19 protein-coding genes, 1 tRNA gene and 2 pseudogenes are annotated in these 21,274 nt (G+C 65.6%); 11 read left to right on the top strand and 11 right to left on the bottom strand.

What is annotated here, in order from left to right; all coding sequences use genetic code 11:
• Positions 1-46: 46 nt before the first annotated feature.
• The 3 genes from C4S73_RS10430 to C4S73_RS10440 all read left to right on the top strand — a co-directional run bounded on the left by C4S73_RS10430 (position 47) and on the right by C4S73_RS10440 (position 2,116).
• Complete coding sequence (locus tag C4S73_RS10430; RefSeq protein ID WP_103872377.1) at positions 47-667, top strand: glutathione S-transferase family protein; 621 nt, start codon at positions 47-49, stop codon at positions 665-667.
• Between the two features lie 52 nt (positions 668-719).
• Complete coding sequence (locus C4S73_RS10435; RefSeq protein ID WP_103872378.1) at positions 720-1,247, top strand: lysozyme inhibitor LprI family protein; 528 nt, start codon at positions 720-722, stop codon at positions 1,245-1,247.
• 80 nt (positions 1,248-1,327) lie between these two features.
• The gene (locus tag C4S73_RS10440; protein WP_103872379.1) at positions 1,328-2,116 is read left to right on the top strand and encodes a YdcF family protein; all 789 of its coding nucleotides are present in this window, start codon (positions 1,328-1,330) and stop codon (positions 2,114-2,116) included.
• Positions 2,117-2,146: 30 nt separating this feature from the next.
• Here C4S73_RS10440 and C4S73_RS10445 read toward each other — a convergent pair whose 3' ends face one another.
• Both C4S73_RS10445 and C4S73_RS10450 read right to left on the bottom strand, forming a co-directional pair.
• Positions 2,147-2,419 (bottom strand): DUF3253 domain-containing protein, encoded by a 273-nt coding sequence (locus tag C4S73_RS10445; protein ID WP_244595530.1) that lies wholly within the window; start codon positions 2,417-2,419, stop codon positions 2,147-2,149.
• Between the two features lie 22 nt (positions 2,420-2,441).
• Positions 2,442-3,134: a DUF599 domain-containing protein gene (locus C4S73_RS10450; RefSeq protein ID WP_103872380.1), complete on the bottom strand. Its 693-nt coding sequence runs from the start codon at positions 3,132-3,134 to the stop codon at positions 2,442-2,444.
• 110 nt (positions 3,135-3,244) lie between these two features.
• Here C4S73_RS10450 and C4S73_RS10455 point away from each other — a divergent pair, with 110 nt between their 5' ends.
• The 3 genes from C4S73_RS10455 (at position 3,245) to C4S73_RS10460 (ending at position 6,081) form a co-directional block, all read left to right on the top strand.
• Complete coding sequence (locus tag C4S73_RS10455) at positions 3,245-3,667, top strand: rhodanese-like domain-containing protein (RefSeq protein WP_103872381.1); 423 nt, start codon at positions 3,245-3,247, stop codon at positions 3,665-3,667.
• Positions 3,668-3,676: 9 nt separating this feature from the next.
• Positions 3,677-3,853: a hypothetical protein gene (locus tag C4S73_RS28195; protein ID WP_160115719.1), complete on the top strand. Its 177-nt coding sequence runs from the start codon at positions 3,677-3,679 to the stop codon at positions 3,851-3,853.
• 431 nt (positions 3,854-4,284) lie between these two features.
• Positions 4,285-6,081: an ABC transporter ATP-binding protein gene (locus C4S73_RS10460; protein ID WP_103872382.1), complete on the top strand. Its 1,797-nt coding sequence runs from the start codon at positions 4,285-4,287 to the stop codon at positions 6,079-6,081.
• Between the two features lie 251 nt (positions 6,082-6,332).
• Here the strand turns inward: C4S73_RS10460 and C4S73_RS10465 are convergent.
• The 8 genes and pseudogenes from C4S73_RS10465 to C4S73_RS10500 all read right to left on the bottom strand — a co-directional run.
• Positions 6,333-6,725 (bottom strand): annotated as a pseudogene (locus C4S73_RS10465) (gamma-glutamylcyclotransferase family protein); the annotation flags it as partial.
• A gap of 187 nt (positions 6,726-6,912) precedes the next feature.
• Complete coding sequence (locus C4S73_RS10470; protein WP_103872384.1) at positions 6,913-8,085, bottom strand: isovaleryl-CoA dehydrogenase; 1,173 nt, start codon at positions 8,083-8,085, stop codon at positions 6,913-6,915.
• A gap of 132 nt (positions 8,086-8,217) precedes the next feature.
• Positions 8,218-9,213: a CorA family divalent cation transporter gene (locus C4S73_RS10475; RefSeq protein ID WP_103872385.1), complete on the bottom strand. Its 996-nt coding sequence runs from the start codon at positions 9,211-9,213 to the stop codon at positions 8,218-8,220.
• A 157-nt stretch (positions 9,214-9,370) separates the two neighbouring features.
• Positions 9,371-10,285 carry a glycoside hydrolase family 25 protein gene (locus C4S73_RS10480; RefSeq protein ID WP_244595531.1) on the bottom strand — a complete coding sequence of 305 codons (915 nt, stop codon included), beginning with the start codon at positions 10,283-10,285 and terminating at the stop codon, positions 9,371-9,373.
• A 378-nt stretch (positions 10,286-10,663) separates the two neighbouring features.
• A pseudogene (locus C4S73_RS10485) lies at positions 10,664-11,440 on the bottom strand (glycoside hydrolase family 25 protein); the annotation flags it as partial.
• Between the two features lie 63 nt (positions 11,441-11,503).
• The gene (gene mgtE, locus C4S73_RS10490; RefSeq protein ID WP_103872388.1) at positions 11,504-12,910 is read right to left on the bottom strand and encodes a magnesium transporter; all 1,407 of its coding nucleotides are present in this window, start codon (positions 12,908-12,910) and stop codon (positions 11,504-11,506) included.
• A 176-nt stretch (positions 12,911-13,086) separates the two neighbouring features.
• Positions 13,087-13,171, bottom strand: a tRNA-Leu gene (locus C4S73_RS10495).
• 135 nt (positions 13,172-13,306) lie between these two features.
• Entirely contained in the window at positions 13,307-13,576 is a 270-nt protein-coding gene (locus C4S73_RS10500) for a FliM/FliN family flagellar motor switch protein (protein ID WP_244595533.1), read from the bottom strand.
• Between the two features lie 136 nt (positions 13,577-13,712).
• Here C4S73_RS10500 and lipB point away from each other — a divergent pair, with 136 nt between their 5' ends.
• The 5 genes from lipB (at position 13,713) to C4S73_RS10525 (ending at position 19,225) form a co-directional block, all read left to right on the top strand.
• Positions 13,713-14,429 carry a lipoyl(octanoyl) transferase LipB gene (lipB, locus tag C4S73_RS10505; RefSeq protein ID WP_425290331.1) on the top strand — a complete coding sequence of 239 codons (717 nt, stop codon included), beginning with the start codon at positions 13,713-13,715 and terminating at the stop codon, positions 14,427-14,429.
• Between the two features lie 242 nt (positions 14,430-14,671).
• A complete protein-coding gene (locus tag C4S73_RS10510) occupies positions 14,672-16,279 on the top strand; it encodes a carboxyl transferase domain-containing protein (RefSeq protein WP_103872469.1) in 1,608 nt (535 codons plus the stop codon).
• Between the two features lie 162 nt (positions 16,280-16,441).
• Positions 16,442-17,500 (top strand): ABC transporter substrate-binding protein, encoded by a 1,059-nt coding sequence (locus C4S73_RS10515; RefSeq protein ID WP_103872470.1) that lies wholly within the window; start codon positions 16,442-16,444, stop codon positions 17,498-17,500.
• A gap of 223 nt (positions 17,501-17,723) precedes the next feature.
• Entirely contained in the window at positions 17,724-18,449 is a 726-nt protein-coding gene (locus tag C4S73_RS10520; protein ID WP_103872471.1) for an ABC transporter ATP-binding protein, read from the top strand.
• On the top strand, positions 18,449-19,225 hold the full coding sequence (locus C4S73_RS10525; protein ID WP_103872390.1) for an ABC transporter permease: 777 nt from the start codon (positions 18,449-18,451) through the stop codon (positions 19,223-19,225). Before C4S73_RS10520 ends, C4S73_RS10525 begins: the two co-directional genes overlap by 1 nt.
• 40 nt (positions 19,226-19,265) lie before the next feature.
• On the opposite strand, the gene C4S73_RS28200 is transcribed toward C4S73_RS10525, so the two are convergent.
• Positions 19,266-19,979: a hypothetical protein gene (locus C4S73_RS28200; RefSeq protein ID WP_160115720.1), complete on the bottom strand. Its 714-nt coding sequence runs from the start codon at positions 19,977-19,979 to the stop codon at positions 19,266-19,268.
• Positions 19,980-21,274 lie beyond the last annotated feature (1,295 nt).

Below are 21,274 nucleotides of genomic sequence, written 5' to 3' on the forward strand. Positions count from 1 at the left end.
ACTCCGGCCGAGACTTGCACAACATCTAGCGGGAGACGGACGGCGCATGCTGACGATCTGGGGGCGGCTCAGCTCCATCAATGTCCAGAAGGTCGTCTGGGCCGCCGGCGAAGTCGGCCAGGCCTTCGAGCGGATCGATGTCGGCGGCGCCTTCGGCGGCAATCGCGAGCCCGCCTTTCTCGCCAAGAACCCCAACGGGCAGGTCCCGGTGCTGGAGGATGGCGATGTCTGCGCCTGGGATTCCAACAGCATCGTGCGCTATCTCGCGGCGCGCTACGGCGCCGGCTGGATCTGGGACGAGGACCCGGCGGTGCGCTGCGAATCCGACCGCTGGATGGACTGGATGATCTCCGAACTCCAGCCGGCGATGACGCCGGCATTCTGGGGGCTGGTGCGTCGCACGCCCGGTCATACGGATCCCGACGTGATCGCGGCCTCCATCACCCGCGCGGAAGCGAAGATGGATATTCTGGAGGGCCATCTCGCCACCCGCAGCTATCTCGGCGGCGAGCGTTTCGGGATGGCCGACATCGTGGTCGGGGCCGGCGCGCATCGCTGGCTTCACATGCCGATCGAACGCGCGGCCAGGCCCAGGCTGCAGCGCTGGTATGAGCTGATAGCGGCGCGGCCTGCCGCAAAGCAGGCTTTGCCGCTGCCAATTGCGTGATCCCGGGCCAGCACGGCTTGATCCCATCGCGATCACGGGGATGATGAGACGCATGACCTCGCTCTGGCCTGCCATCGCTCTGCTGCTCGTCTTTGCCGCCACGCCGCTGCGGGCGCAGGCGCCTGCGCCGCCGGCCAACGCGACGCTCGCAAGCGACAGGGCGCAGCTCGCCAATTGCCTGCGCGAAAACCGGACCGCCACGCAATCCTGCATAGGCAGCATCGCTGTTGCCTGCGTCAGTGCGACCGGTGTCGACCGGCGCGCTGCTGAACAGGGCTGCGCACGCCGGGAGGAGGCGGTCTGGCGCGAGCGGCTGATGCAGGCGCTGCAACTGACCGGGCGACCGCTCGATGCCGGCAGGCGCAGCCGGCTTGCGGCTCTGCATGTCGCATGGGAAGGCTTCATCGCCCAGAAATGCGCGTTCTACGGTTCGGGGCAGCAGGGCGGTCTTCAGGCCGGCCGGCAGGCGGGCTGCGAATTGCGTGAGGTCGCCAAGCGCGCGCTCGAACTCGAGAGCGCCATGGCGCAGGTCCAGGCACCGACACGTCGCCCGCAATCGCCACCGCAGATCATCCGCTGACCGTCCTGTTTCCAGCCGGGTGTTAGCGTCCTGTCAGCTTTCGCAGGCTACATCCTGCGCCGTGGTTGCGGGGGCCCTGGATGTTCTTCACTCTTTCCAAGCTCGTCTGGTTCGCCTTCTCTCCGGTGAACATGGCGATCCTGCTTGCCGCGCTGGCGGCGCTGCTCGCCTTCACGCGGTTTGCCCGCCCGGCGCGCTGGCTGGGACTCGCTTCGCTGGTGGCGCTCGGGCTGATGGCCTTCAGCCCCTTGCCGCGCATCGTGATGCGGCCGCTGGAAAACCGTTTTCCGCAACAGGATGCCGCGAAGGGGCCGGTCGACGGGATCATCGTGCTCGGCGGAGCGATCGGCGTGGCGCGCGGCGATGTCGTGCTGACATCGGCCGGCGCGCGCATGACCAAGGCAGTGGAGCTTGCGAGACTGCATCCGAAGGCGCGGATCGTCTTTGCGGGCGGGGCGGCCAACCTGATCTCGCCGGTCACCGACACTGAGGCCGATGGCGCCAAGCTGCTGCTGGAAGGGCTGGGGGTGGAGCCGGGGCGCCTCCTGCTTGAGGACAAATCGCGCAACACCCGCGAGAACGCGATCTTCACGCGCCAGCTGGTCGATCCCAAGCCGGGCGAGCGCTGGCTGCTGGTGACGTCGGCCTGGCATATGCCGCGCGCCATTGGCGTCTTCCGCAAGGCGGGCTTCGAGATCGAGGCCTTCCCGGTCGATTATCTCACCGCCAACAAACCGGCTGATTTCATCAGGCCCTACGCTCGCGCGCCACGCGGACTCGGCATCGCCGATGACGGTTTCAAGGAATGGGTCGGCTTGCTAGCCTATCGGCTGGCTGGATATACCGACGCGTTGTTTCCCGCGCCGTGACGAGCGCATCCCGCTTTTCGGGCCGATGCGCTATTCGCTGCTCGGCAGCGACAGGCGGTAGACGCCGCGAAAATCGTCGGGATCGACGGGCCGGCCCTTGCGGGTAATGATGATGCGGCCTTCCTTCATCAGCCTGACCGCGATGCGCCTTATCGGCTGCATCAGCGGGCCCCAGCCGTCAGGATGGTCGCCGCCGATGGCGCGGGCGGCTTCCGACGGGCAGATCGTCCTGCCCGCGCCACGCTCGGCTGCAAGTCTCAGGATGGCGGATTCGAGATCGTCGGTCTGGCTCATGCCGCTCATGAGGGGAGCCTGAGCGGATTCGTCAAGGTTTGCGGCCTGTCGGAAAGACCGTGAGCGAGTCGGAGGCGAATTGGCGGCGCCACATCACCGTCAGAACCGCAGCGGTGGCGGTGAGGAAGAGCCATGGACTCAGGAACCAGCCGAGATAGGCCAATGCGAAGAAGAAAGCGCGCTGGCCGCGGTTGAAATGCCGGCCGGCGGCGATGTTCATCGCGATCGTCTCGCGAACCGCCTCGCGGGTTTCAGGCTCGTCCTGGCGCTTGGCGGAAGGGATCGCGCCGAGCAGAATCGCGCAATAGTTGAACAGCCGGTAGCTCCAGGCGAATTTGAAGAAGGCATAGGCGAAGATCACGCAAAGCCCGATCACCTTGAGTTCCCAGGCCGCGCGCGTCACCGGCGTCGCGAAGGGCAGGTCCTCGAAGATCTGGGCGACCTGATCCGTCGAGCGCAACAGGCTGAGCGCTCCGCCGATGGCTAGAAGCGAGGTCGAGGCGAAGAAGGCCGTGCCGTTCTGCAGCCCGTTCATCACCTGAGTATCGATGATCCGGTTGTCGCGCTGGACCGATTCCTCGATCCAGCGGGCGCGTCGGATATTCATCACGGCGTTCATGTTATGCCGGCTATGCGGCCCGACCTCGACGGCGACATGATAGCCGAGCCAGGCGGCCATGAAGAAAATAAAGGCGATCCCATCGATCGTCGCGAATCCGGCCATGTTTTGCTCCTCGAATCCAGACTGAGGCGTCGTCTCCGGCTCCGCAAGGCACGATTGACGCCGGAAGGGCAAGCCGCCACGGTGCCGCGCTGCCGAGGGAGAGCGAAGCCGTGCCACAGACGATCACCAGGGGTTACAAGGCTTTGCTCGCCGAGGCCGAGGCCAGGGTTGAAACACTGTCGATCGACGAGGCGAAGGCCCTGCATGGTCGCGACGATGTCGTGTTCGTCGACCTGCGCGATCCGCGAGAGGTCGAGCGGGAAGGGCGCATGCCCGGCGCCTTCCATTGCCCGCGCGGCATGCTCGAATTCTGGATCGATCCCGAAAGCCCCTATGCCAAGCCGGTATTTGCCCAGGACAAGCGCTTCGTCTTCTTCTGCGCCGGTGGCTGGCGCTCGGCACTGGCGGCGCAGGCCGCGCAGGAGATGGGGCTGAAGCCGGTCGCACATATCGCCGGCGGCTTCGGAGCCTGGAAGAAGGGCGGCGCGCCCTTCGAGGCAGCCGAGGCCAAAGACGCCGGCGGAAAGGCCTGAGACCCAGCCTTGTCCCATATCCTGATCGTTATCGCCGTCATCGCCTTCCTGTTCCGGAAGCCGTTGGGGCGCATCCTGTCCCGGCAGTTTCCCGACCGCGCGAAACGGCATCGCGTCGTGGGGACCGTGATAGTCGCCTTTCTGCTGGTGATTGGTGTTCGGCTTTTGGCGTTGCTCTGGAAATAGCAGGGGAGCCTCTTAGCGGGGCCTTCTTAGCAGGGGAGCCTTCTTGCCTTGCAGGACGAAGAGGGCCGTGGGCGCAGCGCCGTTTCTCGTCATGGTCGGCCTTGTGCCGAGCATGACGGCGCGGTGTACCGGCTCATCTGACCCAGCGCACCCTGCAAGCACCCCATGCAAATGAAGCAGGTTGCGCGATCCACATTTGCCCGTTTATGGTGCAGTTCTTGGTTCAACTCTAGAAAGGGAGGGCTGAATGAAATTCATGATCATCGTCGCTCTCCCGCGAATGTCCCACCGCTACTAGGTCGGACTCGCCCGTGGCCCGCCTTCCGCGGCGCCTGAGCCTTTTTTCAAACCTGTTCTTTTAGCTGGAGACCGGCGCGCGTCGTCGTCTCCGCCTGATTTGGAGTCGGCTCTTTTCCGAGCCGAATGACATCATGTCCCGCAAGACCCAAACCGGGCGGCCCGAGCCGTTCCGGGCCGTTCTCGGCTTCACTTTCCGCCACTGGGCCCGCCAGCCCGGACCCGTCGGCTTCGTCGCGGGATCGATGATGGCCGCAACAGTGGCCGATCTGTTCATGCCCCTCTATGCCGGCCGCCTTGTCGATGCGGTGGCGGGCGAGGGCGCGGCTGCGACGCAAGCCGCTTTATGGGCGCTCGGCGCCATGCTGGTGCTCGGCGTCTGCGCGGTGCTGTTTCGCCATCTCGGCTTCATCGGCATCACCGGCATGACGCTGCGCACGATGGGCGACACGGCGCAGGAGGCCTTCGCGCGCCTGCAGCGCTTCTCGACCGACTGGCACGCCAACAACTTCGCGGGCTCGACGGTGCGCAAGATCACGCGCGGCATGTGGGCGCTCGACCTGCTGACCGACACGGTTCTGATCGCGCTGCTGCCCTCGGTCGTCGTGCTCGTCGGCTCGACCGTGCTGCTGGCCTGGCACTGGCCGGCGATGGGGCTGGTCGTGTTCATCGGTTCGGTGGTCTATGTCGCGGTCACCGTGGCGCTGTCGCTCAACTATGTCGCGCCGGCGGCGCGGCTGGCCAACAGCTGGGACACCCGCGTCGGCGGTGCGCTGGCGGATGCGATCTCCTGCAATCCCGTCGTGAAGGCCTATGGCGCGGAGCTGCGCGAGGATTCGCGCATCGCCGAGGTGCTGGCGAAATGGTCGCTTCGGACACGGCGGACCTGGGTGCGCGGCACGACCTCGGGCACGGCGCAGCAATTCGTCCTGCTGGTCCTGCGCGCGGCCGTGGTCGGGCTGGTGATCTGGCTCTGGGCGAACGGGCAGGCCACGCCGGGCGACGTCGCCTTCGTGCTGACCAGCTATGCCGTCGTGCATGGCTATCTGCGCGATGTCGGCCAGCACGTGCACAACCTGCAGCGTTCGGTGAACGACATGGAGGAGCTCGTCGCCATGCATGACCAGCCCTATGGCGTCGCTGACGCCAGGGGCTCGACCGCGATCGCGGTGACGTCCGGCGAGATCGCCTTCGAGGACGTGACCTTCCATTATGGCGGGCATGTCGAGCCGCTTTACCGCGACTTCTCGTTGACGATCCAGGCGGGCGAGAAGGTCGGGCTGGTCGGGCGTTCGGGCTCCGGCAAGACGACCTTCGTCAAGCTGGTGCAACGGCTTTACGACGTCACCAATGGCCGTATCGCGATCGATGGGCGCGACATCGCCTCGGTGACGCAGGCTTCCCTGCGCCAGCAGATCGCGATCGTGCAGCAGGAGCCTGTGCTGTTCCACCGCTCGCTGGCGGAGAACATCGCCTATGGCCGGCCCGGCGCCACGCTGGCGCAGATCGAGCAGGCGGCGCGCTTCGCCAATGCGCATGATTTCGTCATGCGCCTGCCCAAGGGCTACGCCACGCTGGTCGGCGAGCGCGGCGTCAAGCTCTCGGGCGGCGAGAGGCAGCGGGTCGCGCTGGCGCGCGCCTTCCTGGCGGATGCGCCGATCCTGATCCTGGACGAGGCAACCTCGAGCCTCGATTCTGAATCGGAGGCGCTGATCCAGCAGGCGGTCGAGCGGCTGATGGAGGGGCGCACCACGATCGTGATCGCGCACCGGCTCTCGACCGTGCGCGCCATGGACCGCATCCTCGTCTTCGATCGCGGCAGCGTGGTCGAGGAGGGGCCGCACGAAGCGCTGCTGCAGCGCGAGAACGGCGCCTATCGCGCGCTGTTCGAGCGGCAGGTCAGCGAGATGGCGAAGGGGCTGGCGGCGTAAACCGCAGCGTCATTCTCGGGTCGCGCTTTGCGCGGACCCGAGAATCTCGTGACGGAAAGGCTTGTATGTCAGTCGCCTCTTTCGGCATGAGATGCTCGGGTCTTCGCCCGAGCATGACGGCGCGATCACTTCGGCGCCAGCGCCCTTGGCCGGACACCCGCGACCGGGCCGGGAGGAAGCTCGGCGCTCACAGCCTGATTCAGCGACTTCACATCCAGATTCGGCTTGCTCAGAAACCGATTCATCGCGGCGATGTAAGCCTCTGGCAGCGCCCGGTCTTTCGCGCTGGCTATGATGGCTTCGAGATAGCCCGGGCGGGCCTTGCCGAGATCGGCGCTGCGGCCGACATAGACCAGCGCACGCTTGGCACCGCCTTCCACGATCACCGGCTGGTTGATCTTCACATAAAGGCCGCTGGCGATGTCCTCGAACTTGTCGAGGGCGCGGACGTCGCTCAGCGCGCAGTCCCAGAGCACGCCATGAACGGTCTCGCGCGGGTCGCGGATGACCGAGGCGTAGCCATCGGTGGTGACGATGAAGCGATGCCGCGGCAGGCGCGCGAGCCCGAGCGGCTTCGAGCCGGGGCAGCGCGTCGCCATCGCGGCCACGTCCATATTGGCGCCATAGGCGAAATAGAGGGGCATCAGGTCACCATGTCATTCGCGGGAGATACTCTCCGTCATGGTCGGGCTTGTCCCGGCCATCCACGTCTTCGCTGGTCGAGGGGCGTGTTCAAGACGTGGATGCTCGCCACAAGGGCGAGCATGACGGCGAGGAGACATCTCGTCCGGAGATGCCCGGGTCAAGCCCGGGCATGACGGCGTGGGGCCGTTACTTCGTCTTATCGAACAATTCCCGGCCGATCAGCATGCGGCGGATCTCGCTGGTGCCGGCGCCGATCTCGTAGAGTTTCGCGTCCCGCAGCAAGCGCCCGGTCGGGTAGTCGTTGATATAGCCGTTGCCGCCGAGCAGCTGGATCGCGTCGAGCGCGATCTGCGTCGCCTTCTCGGCTGAGATCAGGATTGCGCCGGCTGCGTCCTCGCGGGTGGTCTCGCCGCGGTCGCAGGCTTTCGCGACGGCATACACATAGGCCTTGCAGGCGTTCATCATCACATACATGTCGGCGAGCTTGCCCTGGACGAGCTGGAACTGTCCGATCGACTGCCCGAACTGCTTGCGCTCGTGGACATAGGGCATGACCACATCCATCGCCGCCTGCATAATGCCGAGCGGGCCGGCGGAGAGCACCACGCGCTCATAGTCGAGCCCGCTCATCAGCACGTTGACGCCGCGCCCGACCGAACCCAGCACGTTCTCCTCGGGCACCTCGCAGTCCTCGAAGACGAGTTCGCAGGTGTCGGAGCCGCGCATGCCGAGCTTGTCGAGCTTCTGGGCGGTCGAGAAGCCCTTCATGCCCTTCTCGATCAGGAAGGCGGTGATGCCCTTCGAACCTGCGGCCGGGTCGGTCTTGGCATAGACGACCAGCGTCTCGGCGATGGGGCCGTTAGTGATCCACATCTTGTTGCCGGTGATGATGTAGCGGTCGCCCTTCTTCTCGGCGCGCGTCTTCATCGAGACGACATCGGAGCCGGCGCCGGGCTCGGACATGGCGAGCGAGCCGACATGCTCTCCCGAGATCAGCTTGGGCAGGTATTTCGCCTTCTGCGCGGCAGTGCCGTTGCGGGCGATCTGGTTGACGCAGAGATTGCTGTGCGCGCCATAGCTCAGGCCGACGGAAGCCGAGGCGCGCGAGACCTCCTCAATCGCCACGACATGTTCGAGATAGCCCAGCCCCGAACCGCCATCCTCTTCCTTCACCGTGATGCCATGCAGGCCGAGCGCGCCCATCTGCGGCCAGAGATCGCGCGGGAACTGGTTGGAGCGGTCGATCTCCTCGGCGCGCGGCGCGATCTTCTCCTGCGCGAAGGCATGGACGGTGTCGCGGATCGCATCGGCGGTTTCGCCGAGGTCGAAATTGAACGGGCGCGGCGCGTTGGCGAGCATGAAATCCTCCCGGTGCTCCGAAGCGGGCCAAGCCGCTTCCTTTGCTCGCGTTATAGCGCGGATCGGATGCAAGTCAGCGCGCAGGCGTGAACAGCGGGTTGGGCGTGCAAGCCCCAATCTTTAAGGCCCGCTTCAGTGGATCATGTTGCGCCGCCGCAGCAGCAGATAGACCAGACTGGCGGCGAGCAGACTGAGCAGGACCACGTAGACGAAGCCCATCTCGTCATCGAGGAAGGGCAGGCCCTTCGTGTTCACGCCGAAGAGGCCGGTGATCAGCGTCGCCGGCATCAGCGTCGCCGTCAGGATCGAGAGCACATAGAGCTGCTCGTTGGTCTGCGCCGTCAGGCGCGCGGCGATCTCGTCCTGAAGCAGCCGGGCGCGCTGCTGCACGATCTGGACGTCGCTGAGCATGGTGTCGACGCGGTGGAGCAGGCGGCTTGCGGCGCTCTTGACGGTCTCCGGCGCGGTGCGGGCCGATGCCGTCTCCGAGAAGCGGCGAAACAGCTGGTGCAGGCCGTTGAGCTGGCGATGCAGCTTCACCGTGCGCCGGCGGATCAGGCCGAGCCGACGGGCATCGTTCCCGATGCGATCGTCGATGACATGATCCTCGATCGAATCGGTGTCGTCGGTGAGGTGCATGACATCCTCGGCGACATCCTCGATCACATATTCGATCACGCGCTCGAACAGCATGACCGGGGAGGTGGCGCGAAAACCCGCCTCCAGCGCGTCGCGCGTCAGCCGCGTCGCCTGGAGCGCCTGGCGCCGGCCGGTAAGCAGGACGCGCTCGCTGACGATCCAGTGCAGCATGCCGGTATCATCGGCAAGGCTGGCGACCTCGCGCATCTGGTCGAAGGTGATGCCCCAGACGAAATCGGCGTCGTGATAGAGGCGCTGGTGCTCGTCCTGGCCCAGAAACAGGCTCAGCGCGTCCGCCGGAATGCCCGGGCAGGCGGCTATCCATTGCTTGGTGCGGCTATGGACGAGGTCGACATGAAGCCAGACGAAGCTGGTATCGGGCAGTTCGAGCGCCGGCATCTTGTCGCGCGGCAGGAGATGCGGGCGGCCCTCCGCATCGAAACGATAGACCCAGACGAAGCCGGCCTGGGATTGCAGATCATGCAGCATCGTCGTCTTGCCCGGCTCTCTCGCCCAGTTCTTGCCCAGTTCCTCGGCCCTGGCATGTGCGGCGAGGGCCTCTCCCGCATTGCGTCATGCGGGAGCGTGGCCGAACAGGGCTCGGCAGACATGACAGCTTCGTGACAGGATGCGGCGCAGACGGCGACTAGTCGCGGGCGAGGGAGCTCGTCGTTGCGACGTCGCGGGCGCCGGCGGTGCGCTGCGGCACCTTTGCCGGCGGCGCCATGCGCAGCGGCGTGCCGCCGGCGCCTTTCGGTGCCCGCGAGCCGGCCGATGTCGCCGGCGGCTTGTTGGCGGCGACCTTCGGCTCGCCGCCGCGCCATTCGCGGGTGCCGATGTCGAAGCGGCCCTGCCGCCAGGCTGCGAATTCGCGTTCGGAGCCGTAGAAGGCGTTGCGGTCGACATCGCCGGTGATGCCGGGCACGCGGCCCGTGGTGGTGAACTGCCAGAACTCCCAGCGCTCGCGATTGTAGCGATGGCGCAGCGGCGCCGCCGTCGAGCGCAGCCAATAGGGATAGTCGTTGAACTCGCCCTCGAGGATATCCTCGTGGAAATTGATGTCGGTGTAGATGATCGGCTTCTTGCCGGTATGCTCCTGCAACCCCTTCAGCATCTCGCGAATCTTCACCAAAGCTGCCTCGCGCGAGATCTTGCGGGTGCATTGCGAGCCGTTCTGCCACTCGACGTCGAGCACGGGCGGCAGCGCGTCGGCATCGCGCGGGATATGGCGTTTCATCCAGCGGACCTGGTCCTTGGCCGAGCGGCACCACCAGACGAAATGATAGGCGCCGCGTGCGACACCGGCCTTCTTCGCCTCGGCCCAGTTGCGCTTGAAATTCGGGTCGAGATGGTCGCCGCCCTCGGTCGCCTTGATGAAGGCGAAGCGCGTGCCGGCGTCCTTGACCTTGTCCCAGTCGATGTCGCCCTGCCAGCGCGAGATGTCGATGCCCTGGATCGCCTGCCGGCGGGCATCCCTGACGCCGTGATGGGGGGAGCTGTCGCTCTTCTTGGGGTAGAGCGCGGCAGCCGGAGTGGCGAAGCAGGCGAACAGGGTTGTCATGACTATGGCGCCGAGCGTGCTTCGCCCAGACGTCATTCGTTCCGAAATCCTCGACCGCACCGGCATACGCTTCTCCTCAATCGAGGTCGACGATGCGAAGGGCGTGGTTAAGGGCCGGTTAGAAATGGCTCGCAATCGAGCGGCAAGTTTCAGCTTTGGTTAACCGGCGCGGCGAGGCGAGCGGCTTCACTCTGCCTCGGCGGTTTCCTGATCCTGCGGCGCGAAATCCTGCCGCGCGAAGGAGGAGGCGACCGGCGCCGCAGAGCCTGGAATCCGCGCGACCAGCGGCGGCGCCGGGGTCGGCGCGGGCACGCGCTCAGGGCCGGGGCTCGGCTGCGGCGGCACGGGCTTGCGCTTTTCCCAGCGGCGGGTGCCGATGTCGAACTCGCCCGAGCGCCAGCCGACGAACTCGCCTTCATTGCCGTAGAAGGCGTTGCGGTCGACATCGCCCTTGATGCCGGGGACACGCCCGGTCGTGGTGAACTGCCAGAAGGCCCAGGGCCGTTCCGTGTAGCGCGCCTCGGGCAGGGCGGCTGTGGAGCGGATCCAGTAGGGGTAGTCGTTGAACTGGCCCTCCAGCACCTCCTTGTGGAAGGTGATGTCGGTATAGATCACCGGCTTCTTCCCGGTCAGCTGCTCCAGCTCCGTGAGCATCAGCTGGATCTTCTCCAGTGCCAGCGAGCGGTCGACCTTCTGCGGGCAGGTGCGCGAATGGCCGTTCCATTCGACGTCGAGCACAGGCGGCAGCGCATCGGGGTCGTTGGGGATCTGCTGCTTGAACCAGACCGCCTGCTCATGGGCGGGGCGGCACCAATAGACGAAGTGATAGGCGCCGCGCGGAATGCCGGCGCGGCGCGCGCCTTCCCAATTGCGCTGGAAGGCCGGGTCGACATGGTCGCCGCCCTCCGTCGCCTTCATGTAGACGAAGCGCGTACCGGCGCCCCGGACCGCGGCCCAGTCGATCTCGCCCTGCCAGCGCGAGATGTCGATGCCGTGAATCGGATAGCGATGGGCCGCGGCCACGCCGGGATGGGGCCGGTTGTCACCCTTGGCCGGGTAGTTGCCCTCCATCGCGACGCAGCCGCCAAGAACCGCTAGCGCGGCGGCGGCAAGGAACGATGTGAGGTTAAGGCTGGGCATGCGTCGGGCGGTCATCTCGCGGACAATTGAGGAGAAAGCTTGACGGCCGGTTTACGTTACCAAAATTGTTGCGCCCGCTCAGGCCAGACCAAGCCAGAGCGTGGCGATGCCGAGAAAGGCGAAGAAGCCGACGACATCGGTGACGGTGGTGACGAAGGTACCTGAGGCGATCGCGGGGTCGACGTCAAATCTGTCGAGCGCCAGCGGGATCAGGACGCCCGCGGCCGCGGCCGAGATCAGCGTGACGATCATCGCGATGCCGATGACGATTCCAAGCCCGCTGCTGCCGAACCAGATGGCCGCGACGATGCCGGTGATCACGGCGAAACCGACGCCGTTGATCAGGCCGACGATCATCTCGCGGGTGAAGAACCGGCGCAGGTTCCAGGCGCCCAGCTCCTGCGTCGCCAGCGCGCGCACCGCCACCGTCATCGTCTGCGTCGCGGCGTTGCCGCCCTGGCTCGCCACGATCGGGGCCAGGATCGCCAGCGCCACGAGCTTGGAGAGCTGTTCCTCGAACAGGCTCATCACCGCGGCGGCGAGAAAGGATGTGACCAGATTGACGAAGAGCCAGCTGAACCGGCTTTTGGCGATCGCGGGCACGGGGTCGGACAGCTCCTCGTCGGCATGCACGCCGCCGAGTTGCTTGACGTCGTCATCGGCGGCTTCCTCGATGACATCGACGATATCATCGATGGTCAGCACGCCGACCAGGCGGCCGGCATCGTCGATGACGGGGGCGGCGACGAGGTTGTAGCGCTGGAACATCCGCGCGACGTCCTCGATATCCTCGGTCGCCTTGACGACGCGGCGGTCCTCCTCGACCAGCTCCGAAATCGGGACCGGTCGCTTCGTCCGCAGCAGGCGGTCGAGCCGCACGGTACCAACGAAATGATGCGCGGGGTCGGCGACGAAGATCTCGAAGAAGCGGTCGGGGACATCGGCGGTGTCGCGGAGGTAGTCGATCGTGTGCCCGACCGTCCAGAACGGCGGAACGGCGACGACCTCGCTCTGCATGCGCCGGCCGGCGCTCTCCTCGGGATAATCCAGGCCCTGCTGCAGGGCGATCCGCTCGGCAGGGGAGAGCTTGCCAAGCACCTCCTGCTTGTCGGCTTCCTCCATGTCCTCGAGGATGTAGACGGCGTCGTCGGTATCGAGATCGCGCACGCCCTCGGCGACGGTCTCCGCCGAAAGCTCCTCGAGAATCTCCTCGCGAATCGAATCGTCGACCTCGGTCAGGGCCGTGAAGTCGAAATCCGTTCCGAGCAGCGAGATCAGCCTCGGGCGCTCATCGGCGTCGAGCGCTTCCAGCAGCGCGCCGAGATCGGCCTCGTGCATGTCGGCGACGATGGCGCGCAGCGTCGTCAGGTCCGACAGCAGGACGGCTTGCGAAACCTGCTCGACGAGACCGGCATCGATCGCCCCATCCTCATCGCGGATCGGGCGGTCGAGGATGTCGTCGGGAGCGTTCTCGGCTTCCGTCATCGGCCCGGCTCCGCGTCTGGAGGATTGGATTCGAAGAGGTGGTGGCTGCTCTTTTGTCAGCCGCACTCCGCCCTTGCAACGCAGCATGACGGATTCGGGGCGAAAACATGAAGCAGGGCCGGAAATGCAAACGGCGACCCGCGAGGGTCGCCGTTTGCTGGGCTTCAGCCCGAATTTGGTGCGGTCAAGAGGACTCGAACCTCCACGGGTCTCCCCGCTACCACCTCAAGGTAGTGCGTCTACCAATTCCGCCATGACCGCAGCGGCTCCAGAACGTTCCGCGCTGTGGCGGTGAACTCCGGAGCGGCGCGGGTCTAGCAAATCGAATCCGTCGCCACAAGAGCGTCTGACAGGAAAAGCGGCTAAGAATTTCCGGAAGGCCCTCAGACCCCGATTTTACGCGGCTTCCGCGACAGTCTGAAGTGAGTACACGGTCGGCCGCTTCAGCATCTGCGTGATCTCGACGGAAATGCGCGAGCCGCTGACGACAACGATTCCCTTGGCGAAGGGGTGGTTGTTGGCGAGAATCTGGACCTCGTCGGTCTCGCTGGCGTTGAGTTCGATGATCGCGCCGCGGCCCATGCGCAGCAATTTGTAGATCGGCATCTGGGTGGACCCCAGGACGACGGTCAGTTCGACAGGGACGAGATCGAGATCGGCCTTCAAGTCCTGCCTCCGGGACACTACTTCAGAATTCCACCAACGAAACTTGCCTGCCGGCTGCTTCCGGCGCATGAGGCGCCCGCTGGTGAGCCGGTCGCCGCCGGTGAATGAAGCTTGAGCGAAACATGGTTAAGCCAAAGTGAAGACGCGCGAGGCGCTATCGGTTTTGTTCATGCCCGAGCCCGGCTCGGCCCCGGTCGAATGGGTCGTGGCCGAGGGGCTGACCGGCTATGACGATGCGGTCGCCGAGATGGAGATGCGCGCGGGATTGATCGCGGACGGCGAGGCGCGCGAGCGCGTCTGGCTGGTCGAGCATCCGCCGCTCTACACCGCCGGCACCTCGGCGCGCGACGAGGACCTGATCGCGCCCGAGCGCTTTCCGGTGCATCGCTCCGGCCGTGGCGGACAGTTCACCTATCACGGGCCCGGCCAGCGCGTGGCCTATGTCATGCTCGACCTGAAGCGCCGCGAGCCCGATCTCCGGCGTTTCGTCGCGGCGCTGGAGGCGTGGCTGATCGGCACGCTCGACGGCTTCAACATTCGCGGCGAGCGGCGCGAGGACCGCGTCGGCGTCTGGGTGCGCCGGCCCGACAAGCTGGCAAGAGCCGGAGAAGCGACCGTCGAGGACAAGATCGCCGCCATCGGCATCCGCGTGCGCCGCTGGGTCTCGTTCCATGGCATTTCGCTGAATATCGAGCCGGAGCTTTCGCATTTCGATGGCATCGTGCCGTGCGGCGTCAGCGATCATGGCGTGACGTCGCTGGTCGATCTCGGATTGCCCGTGACGATGCCCGAGGTCGATGTGGTCTTGCGGCGGGAGTTCGAGCAGATCTTCGGTCAGACCATCGCGGTTTGACGAGATTACCTTCCATTGACCGGATCGGACCATGCTTTGCGCCTGAATCGGCAAAGCAAGGGGACGACATGCGGGGATTGATCTTGGCAGGCAGCCCGCGAATAGCCGTCACGCTCAAGCTTGTTTAGCGACGGGGGACTGGCGGATTTGCGCTGTCGCTTCTGCGTGTCCGTGCCGGTTGGCGTTTTGCGCGGGGCGCGCGATAACCCGGCGAGAACATATCCGCTTTGGGAGCGCGCGCCGTGTCGGTCATCGAGAGCAAGGTCGATCTGAATTCGGCCGAGACGCGCGCCAATGCCGAGGCGTGGAGCGCATTGCGCGCCGAACTCGGCGAGCGCCGAAGCACGGCCGCGCTCGGCGGAAACGCCAAGTCGCGCGAGCGCCATACGTCTCGTGGCAAGCTCCTGCCGCGCGAGCGCGTGCTGCGCCTGCTCGATCCCGGCTCGGCCTTTCTCGAAATCGGAGCGCTGGCCGCCTTCGACATGTATGAGAAGGACGTGCATGGCGCCGGCATGATCGCCGGTATCGGGCGGGTCGCCGGCCGCGAGGTCATGGTCGTCTGCAACGATGCCACCATCAAGGGCGGCACCTACTACCCGATGACGGTGAAGAAGCATCTGCGGGCGCAGGAGATCGCCGCCGAGAATCGTTTGCCCTGCATCTATCTCGTCGATTCCGGCGGCGCGAACCTGCCTTATCAGACCGACGTCTTTCCCGATCGCGAGCATTTCGGCCGGATCTTCTACAATCAGGCCAATCTCTCGGCGCAGGGCATTCCGCAGATCGCCGTCGTCATGGGCTCCTGCACGGCCGGCGGCGCCTATGTCCCTGCGATGTCCGACGAGACGATCATCGTCAGGAAGCAGGGCACCATTTTTCTGGGCGGCCCGCCGCTGGTGAAGGCCGCGACCGGCGAGGTCGTTTCGGCGGAGGATCTCGGCGGCGCCGATGTGCATGCCCGCCTCTCGGGTGTCGCCGACCATTATGCCGGCGACGACACCCATGCGCTGGCCATCGCCAGGCGGATCGCCGCCAATCTCAACAGCGTCAAGCGCCCCGATATCGACATCGTGGACGCAGTGGAGCCGCTTTATCCGCCTGAGGAACTCGAGGCGGTCGTGCCGACCGACCTCAAGAAGCAATACGACATCCGCGAGGTCATCGCCCGGCTCGTCGACGGCTCGGAGTTCGACGAGTTCAAGAAGCTCTACGGCACGACCCTGATCACCGGCTTTGCCCGCATCCATGGCATGCCGGTCGGCATCATCGCCAATAACGGCATCCTGTTTTCGGAAAGCGCGCTCAAGGGTGCGCATTTCATCGAATTGTGCTGCCAGCGCCGCATTCCCCTGCTGTTCCTGCAGAACATCACCGGCTTCATGGTCGGCCGCGATTTCGAGACGCGCGGCATCGCCAAGGATGGCGCCAAACTGGTGACGGCCGTCGCCTCGGCGCGCGTGCCGAAAGTCACGGTGCTGGTCGGCGGTTCGTTCGGAGCCGGCAATTACGGCATGTGCGGCCGCGCTTATTCCCCGCGCTTCCTCTTCACCTGGCCAAACAGCCGCATCTCGGTGATGGGTGGCGAGCAGGCGGCGAGCGTGCTGGCAACCGTGCGCCGCGACAATATCGAGGCCGAGGGCAAGAGCTGGTCGACCGGCGACGAGGAAGCGTTCAAGGCGCCGATCCGCTCGAAATACGAGGAGGAGGGCTCGCCCTATCACGCCACGGCGCGGCTCTGGGACGATGGCATCATCCTGCCCTCGGAAACGCGGCGCGTGCTGGCGCTGGCCTTTTCTGCCTGCCTGAACGCCGAGGTTCCCGAGACGAAGTTCGGCGTGTTCCGGATGTAAGCGTTCGCGCCTGCGCCGGTCGCGGATCACGCTTCGGCAACACCATCTGCAAAGCGAATGCGCCTGCTTAAAAAAAGGGCAGGAGCACTCTCGCGCTTGGTTGACCACCCCCAGACCGGCCATTAGCGTCGGTTTCAACGCATAAAGCAGGGGTTGTTTCAGATGGTCGGTGTGGATCGGGCTGTGTCGGGACTGGCGCAAGCCGGACGGAGGGCTTTTTGCGCGGCTGCGCTCGGCGGTATTTTGCTGCTGGGCAGCCCGTTGACGGCCGCGGCCCAGACCCCGGTCAAGTTCACGCTCGACTGGGTGTTCCAGGGGCCGACCTCGCCCTTCCTCGTCGCGCTCGACAAGGGCTACTACAAGGCCGAGGGGCTGGATGTGACGATGGACCCGGGGCAGGGCTCTGCCGGCGCGGTGCAGCGTGTCGCGACCGGCGCCTATGATATCGGCTTCTCCGATGTGAACTCGCTGATCGAGTACAACGTCAAGAACCCCGGCAAGGAGATCCTCTCGGTCTTCATCGCCTATGATTTCCCGCCTTTCGGCGTGCATGCGCTGAAGAAGAGCGGCATCACCAAGCCTGCCGACCTTGCCGGCAAGAAGCTCGGCGCGCCGGTGTTCGACGCATCGTTCCGGCTGTTTCCGGCCTTCGCCAAGAAGGTCGGGCTCGATCCCGCCAGCGTCACCCATGTCAACCTGACGCCGCAGCTGCGCGAGCAGTCGCTGGCGCAGGGCACGGTCGACTTCATCTCGGGCCACTACTTCTCGTCGATCCTCGACCTGAAGGCCCGTGGCATTACGGCTGCCGACATCGTCTCGTTCAACTACAGCGACTTCAAGATGGATGTGTATGGCAACGGCATCATCATCTCGCCCGCCATGGCCGCCAAGCCCGAGCTCGTCACCGGCTTCCTGCGCGCCACTGCAAAGGCCTGGAAGGATGTCGCCGCCAATCCCGCCCTCGGCATTGCCGCCACCAAGAAGCGCGATCCGTTGATCGACGAGGCGCTGGAGACCGAGCGGCTCAACATGTCCTTGAAGATGAACGTGCTGACCCCCTTCGTGAAGGAGAACGGCATGGGCGATGTCGATCCGGCGCGCTTCGCCCGTTCGGTCGTCGACGTCGCCGAGGCCTTTGGCCTGCCTGCGGCGCCCGATCCGGCCAAGGTGTTCTCGAACAAGTATCTGCCGCCGAAGGCCGACCGGATGGTCGCGCCCTGACCGACGCTATCCAACTCAGCCCTCATCCTGAGGAGCCATTCCCTTGGGAATGGCGTCTCGAAGGATGCTTCAGGAGGCGCCGGTGATATCTGGATCATCCTTCGAGACGCGAGCCGTGCTCGCTCCTCAGGATGAGGGCTCGCGCGGTGTTGCCGCCGATGTCTCGCCTCCGCTCGTCGAACTGCGTCAGGTCAGTCTGGCCTATGGCAGCGGCAAGGAGCGCATGGTCGCGCTGGACGATGCCACGCTGAACATCGCCAAGGGTGAGTTCATCGCGGTGGTCGGCCCCTCCGGCTGCGGCAAGTCCACGCTGATGAAGCTGGTCACCGGGCTGCTGCCGCCCACGAGCGGCGAGATCAGGGTGCATGGCGTTCCCGTCAAAGGCCCGATCCGCGGCGTCGGCATGGCCTTCCAGGCGCCGACGCTGATGCCCTGGCGCACGACGCGCGACAACATCCTGCTGCCGCTCGAAGTCGTGCAGCCTCACAAGCAGCGTTTCCGCGCCAACAAGGCGGAATATGTCGCCCGCGTCGAGGCGCTGCTCGATTCCGTCGGGCTCGGCGGCTTCGGCGACAAATATCCCTGGCAGCTTTCGGGCGGCATGCAGCAGCGCTCCAGCCTGTGCCGCGCGCTGATCCACGAGCCCGAGATCCTGATGCTCGACGAGCCCTTCGGGGCGCTCGACGCCTTCACGCGCGAAGAGCTCTGGGGCGTGATGCAGAAGCTCTGGATGGAGCGCCGTTTCACCGCCGTGCTGGTGACCCATGATTTGCGCGAGGCGGTCTATCTCGCCGACACCGTCTATGTGATGAGCCGGCGACCCGGGCGCATCGTCAAGGTCCGCAAGATCGAGCTGCCCCGCCCGCGCACGCTGGAGACCACCTTCGAGATCGGCTTCGTCGACATCGTCCACGAACTGCGCGAATGCATCCACAAGGAGCATGCGTGATGACCGACACGCAGCGGCGCATGCTGCTCATCGCCATGCCCTGGCTGACGATGGCGGCGCTCCTTCTCCTCTGGGAAGGTGCCTGCCGCGTCTTCGACGTGCCCGAGATCCTGGCGCCACGGCCGACACGGATCTTCGAGGTCATGGTGCTGCGCTGGGAAATCCTGCTGAAATTCTGCCTGGAGACGCTGGCGACGACGATGACCGGCTTCGTGTTGGCGATCGGCTTCGGGCTGCTGCTCGGGCTTGCGGTCGGCGCCTCGCCCTTCATCTATTCCGGGCTCTACCCGTTGCTGATCGCCTTCAACGCGATCCCGAAGGTCGCGATCGTGCCGATCCTGATGATCTGGCTCGGCGTCGGCGCGCTGCCGGCGGTGATCACCGCCTTCGTCATCAGCTTCTTCCCGATCGTCGTGAACGTCGCGACGGGGCTGGCGACCATCGAGCCGGAAATGCGCGACGTGATGCGCTCGCTCGGCGCCAGCCAGTGGGAAATCCTGACCAAGGTCGGCGTCCCCCGCGCGATGCCTTTCCTGTTCGCCAGCCTGAAGGTCGCGGTGACGCTGGCCTTTGTCGGCTCGGTTCTGTCGGAGACGGTCGGCGGCAATCGCGGCATCGGCTTCCTGATGCTGTCGGCCGGCGCGCGCAACGATTCGGCGACGACCTTCGCCGGGCTGTTCTCGATCGCGATCATGGGCATCGGCATGTATGCGGCCTGTGCGCTGGTCGAGCGCCGCATGACCCGCTGGGCCTTTCGCGGGCAGATCGTCAGCTAGCGTGCTGTTTTCCGTTGGAAACGACGCTTAGTTGACGGGGCTACGAGCCGCCGACCGGCGAAAAGAAGCAGAGCAGTTCGCCGGCATCGTTGATGCAGAGATGCCAATGGCCGTCCGGCGACAGGCGCGCTTTCTGATAGGGGATTTCAAGGATGAGGGGCTTGCGGCGTTCCGTGGCCCAGATCGGATGATGCCCTGGCGCGATCGTCACGATGTAACCCGATGGGCGCTCGACGACGGCTTCGGGGTCGATCCGGGCGCAATCTGCGCCGGAGCAGCATTCGAACGGATAGTCCCAGCCGCTGGCGGCTTCATGCGAGCGCGTCTTCGTTGCTCCAGCGGCCAAAATCAGCGTCACGCTGACTGAGGCAAGAACTAAGGCAAGAACTGAGGCAAGAACTAAGGCAAGAACGCGCATCGGCCTGTCCTCGCTTCGAAGCTGCCGGCTGAAGGCGGCGAACATATCGCGCTCAGCGTGGCGGAGCTTAACTGCGTGGAAGCCGATCGTAGTCCGGATAGGCTTGAAAAAGTAGCGCCGCGCCAGTCGGCGGTTGGCATCTCGGATTAGAGCGCGCTGATTTCCCTCGGAAACATGCCGTCGTCCCGGGCGTGACCCGGGATCCAATCCGGAGCGCTTGCGGTCGATGTTCAGGCATGGATCCCGGGTCTCCGCGGAGTTTATCCTTGGGCCGACCGAAGGTCGGACCCGAGGGCTGCGCCCGGGATGACCCGCGTTTCCACGAAAATGCAGCATGCTCTAGCCCCGGCGTGCTGCCTGTTTTGGCGGGATGCGGTGGCGGCTATCGCCACAGAAACAATCGCCCGCCTGCGTCCCTTCTCGATCGCAGCCCGCATCGTCGGAGTAGTCCGTCGGAGGTAGAGGCTTGGCGCAAATGCCAAATTGAGCGCGGCTCGAGAACAGTTTATCAGTTAACTCATTGGAATGACCAAGGCTAAAATTTGAAGCGAGAATTTTCAGAATGTAATTAGTAGCTCTGGAGTTGGTCGTCCTCTGGAGCAGGAGGGTGTTGTCGTGCGTTATTTCAAGCGTAAAATTTTTATTGCCGGACTTCTTGCAACGACTTCGACTTTTTCTTACGCTCAAAGCCCCAATCCGTGGCCTGAATATCATGAGGGTTTCGCAATCAACGGCGCTCCAACGCCGCAGCCCTATGGGGCCTGCGAACGCAAGCTCATCAGGAACCTCTGGCTTTGGGAATGCGATCCAGCGGGGCGCAACAGCGCGCCACGCCAGACGACCATGGCAATGTCGGGGCCCGGCCTGAGCGACCCGGCTGGAGGCGGCGTGCAATATTACAGCGCCACATCCGCCAATGGTCGCAAAACGCGTGCGCCCAGCCGAGATTGCATCATCCAGCAATATGACCGCGAACAGCTGTGGGTTTGCCCGCCGCGTTCCACCGCGTCAATCGGCGCCACTGCCTCTGCACCTCAAGGCGCCGGGGCCGGCAATGTCCAATATTACAGCGCCGTTGCCTCCAGCGGGAGGCGCACCCGCGCGCCCAACCAGGCGTGTTCTCTTGTCCAGCAGGGTGGCGGTGAATTCTGGGCGTGCCCGCCATTGACGACGGGAGCCTTGTCTTCGGGAGGTCCGAGCAGCGCCGCGAATTCCGGCGGTGACGGCAGCCAGGGCGGCGGCGGCCAGGGCGGCGGCGGAAGCGCCTCCAATAATGGATCCGGCGCCGGCGCCGGTGGTGGTACTGGCGGAGGCGCGGGCGGAGGCTCGGGCGGCGGCGCGGGCGGCGGCGCAGGCGGAGGCTCGGGTGGCGGTTCGGGCGGCGGCGCAGGCGGCGGTTCGGGCGGTGGCACGGGTGGCGGCTCCGGCGGTGGTTCCGGTGGCGGCTCCGGCGGTGGTTCGGGCGGCGGCTCGGGCGGTGGCACGGGTGGCGGCTCGGGCGGTGGCTCAGGTGGCGGCCATGGCGGTGGCGGTCATGGTGGTGGCGGAGGTCACGGCGGCGGCGGTCATGGTGGTGGCGGAGGTCACGGTGGCGGCGGTCATGGCGGTGGCGGAGGTCACGGTGGCGGCGG

The organism is Allobosea lathyri (genome assembly GCF_900108245.1).
In the GTDB taxonomy this organism is placed as follows: Bacteria; Pseudomonadota; Alphaproteobacteria; order Rhizobiales; family Beijerinckiaceae; genus Allobosea; species Allobosea lathyri.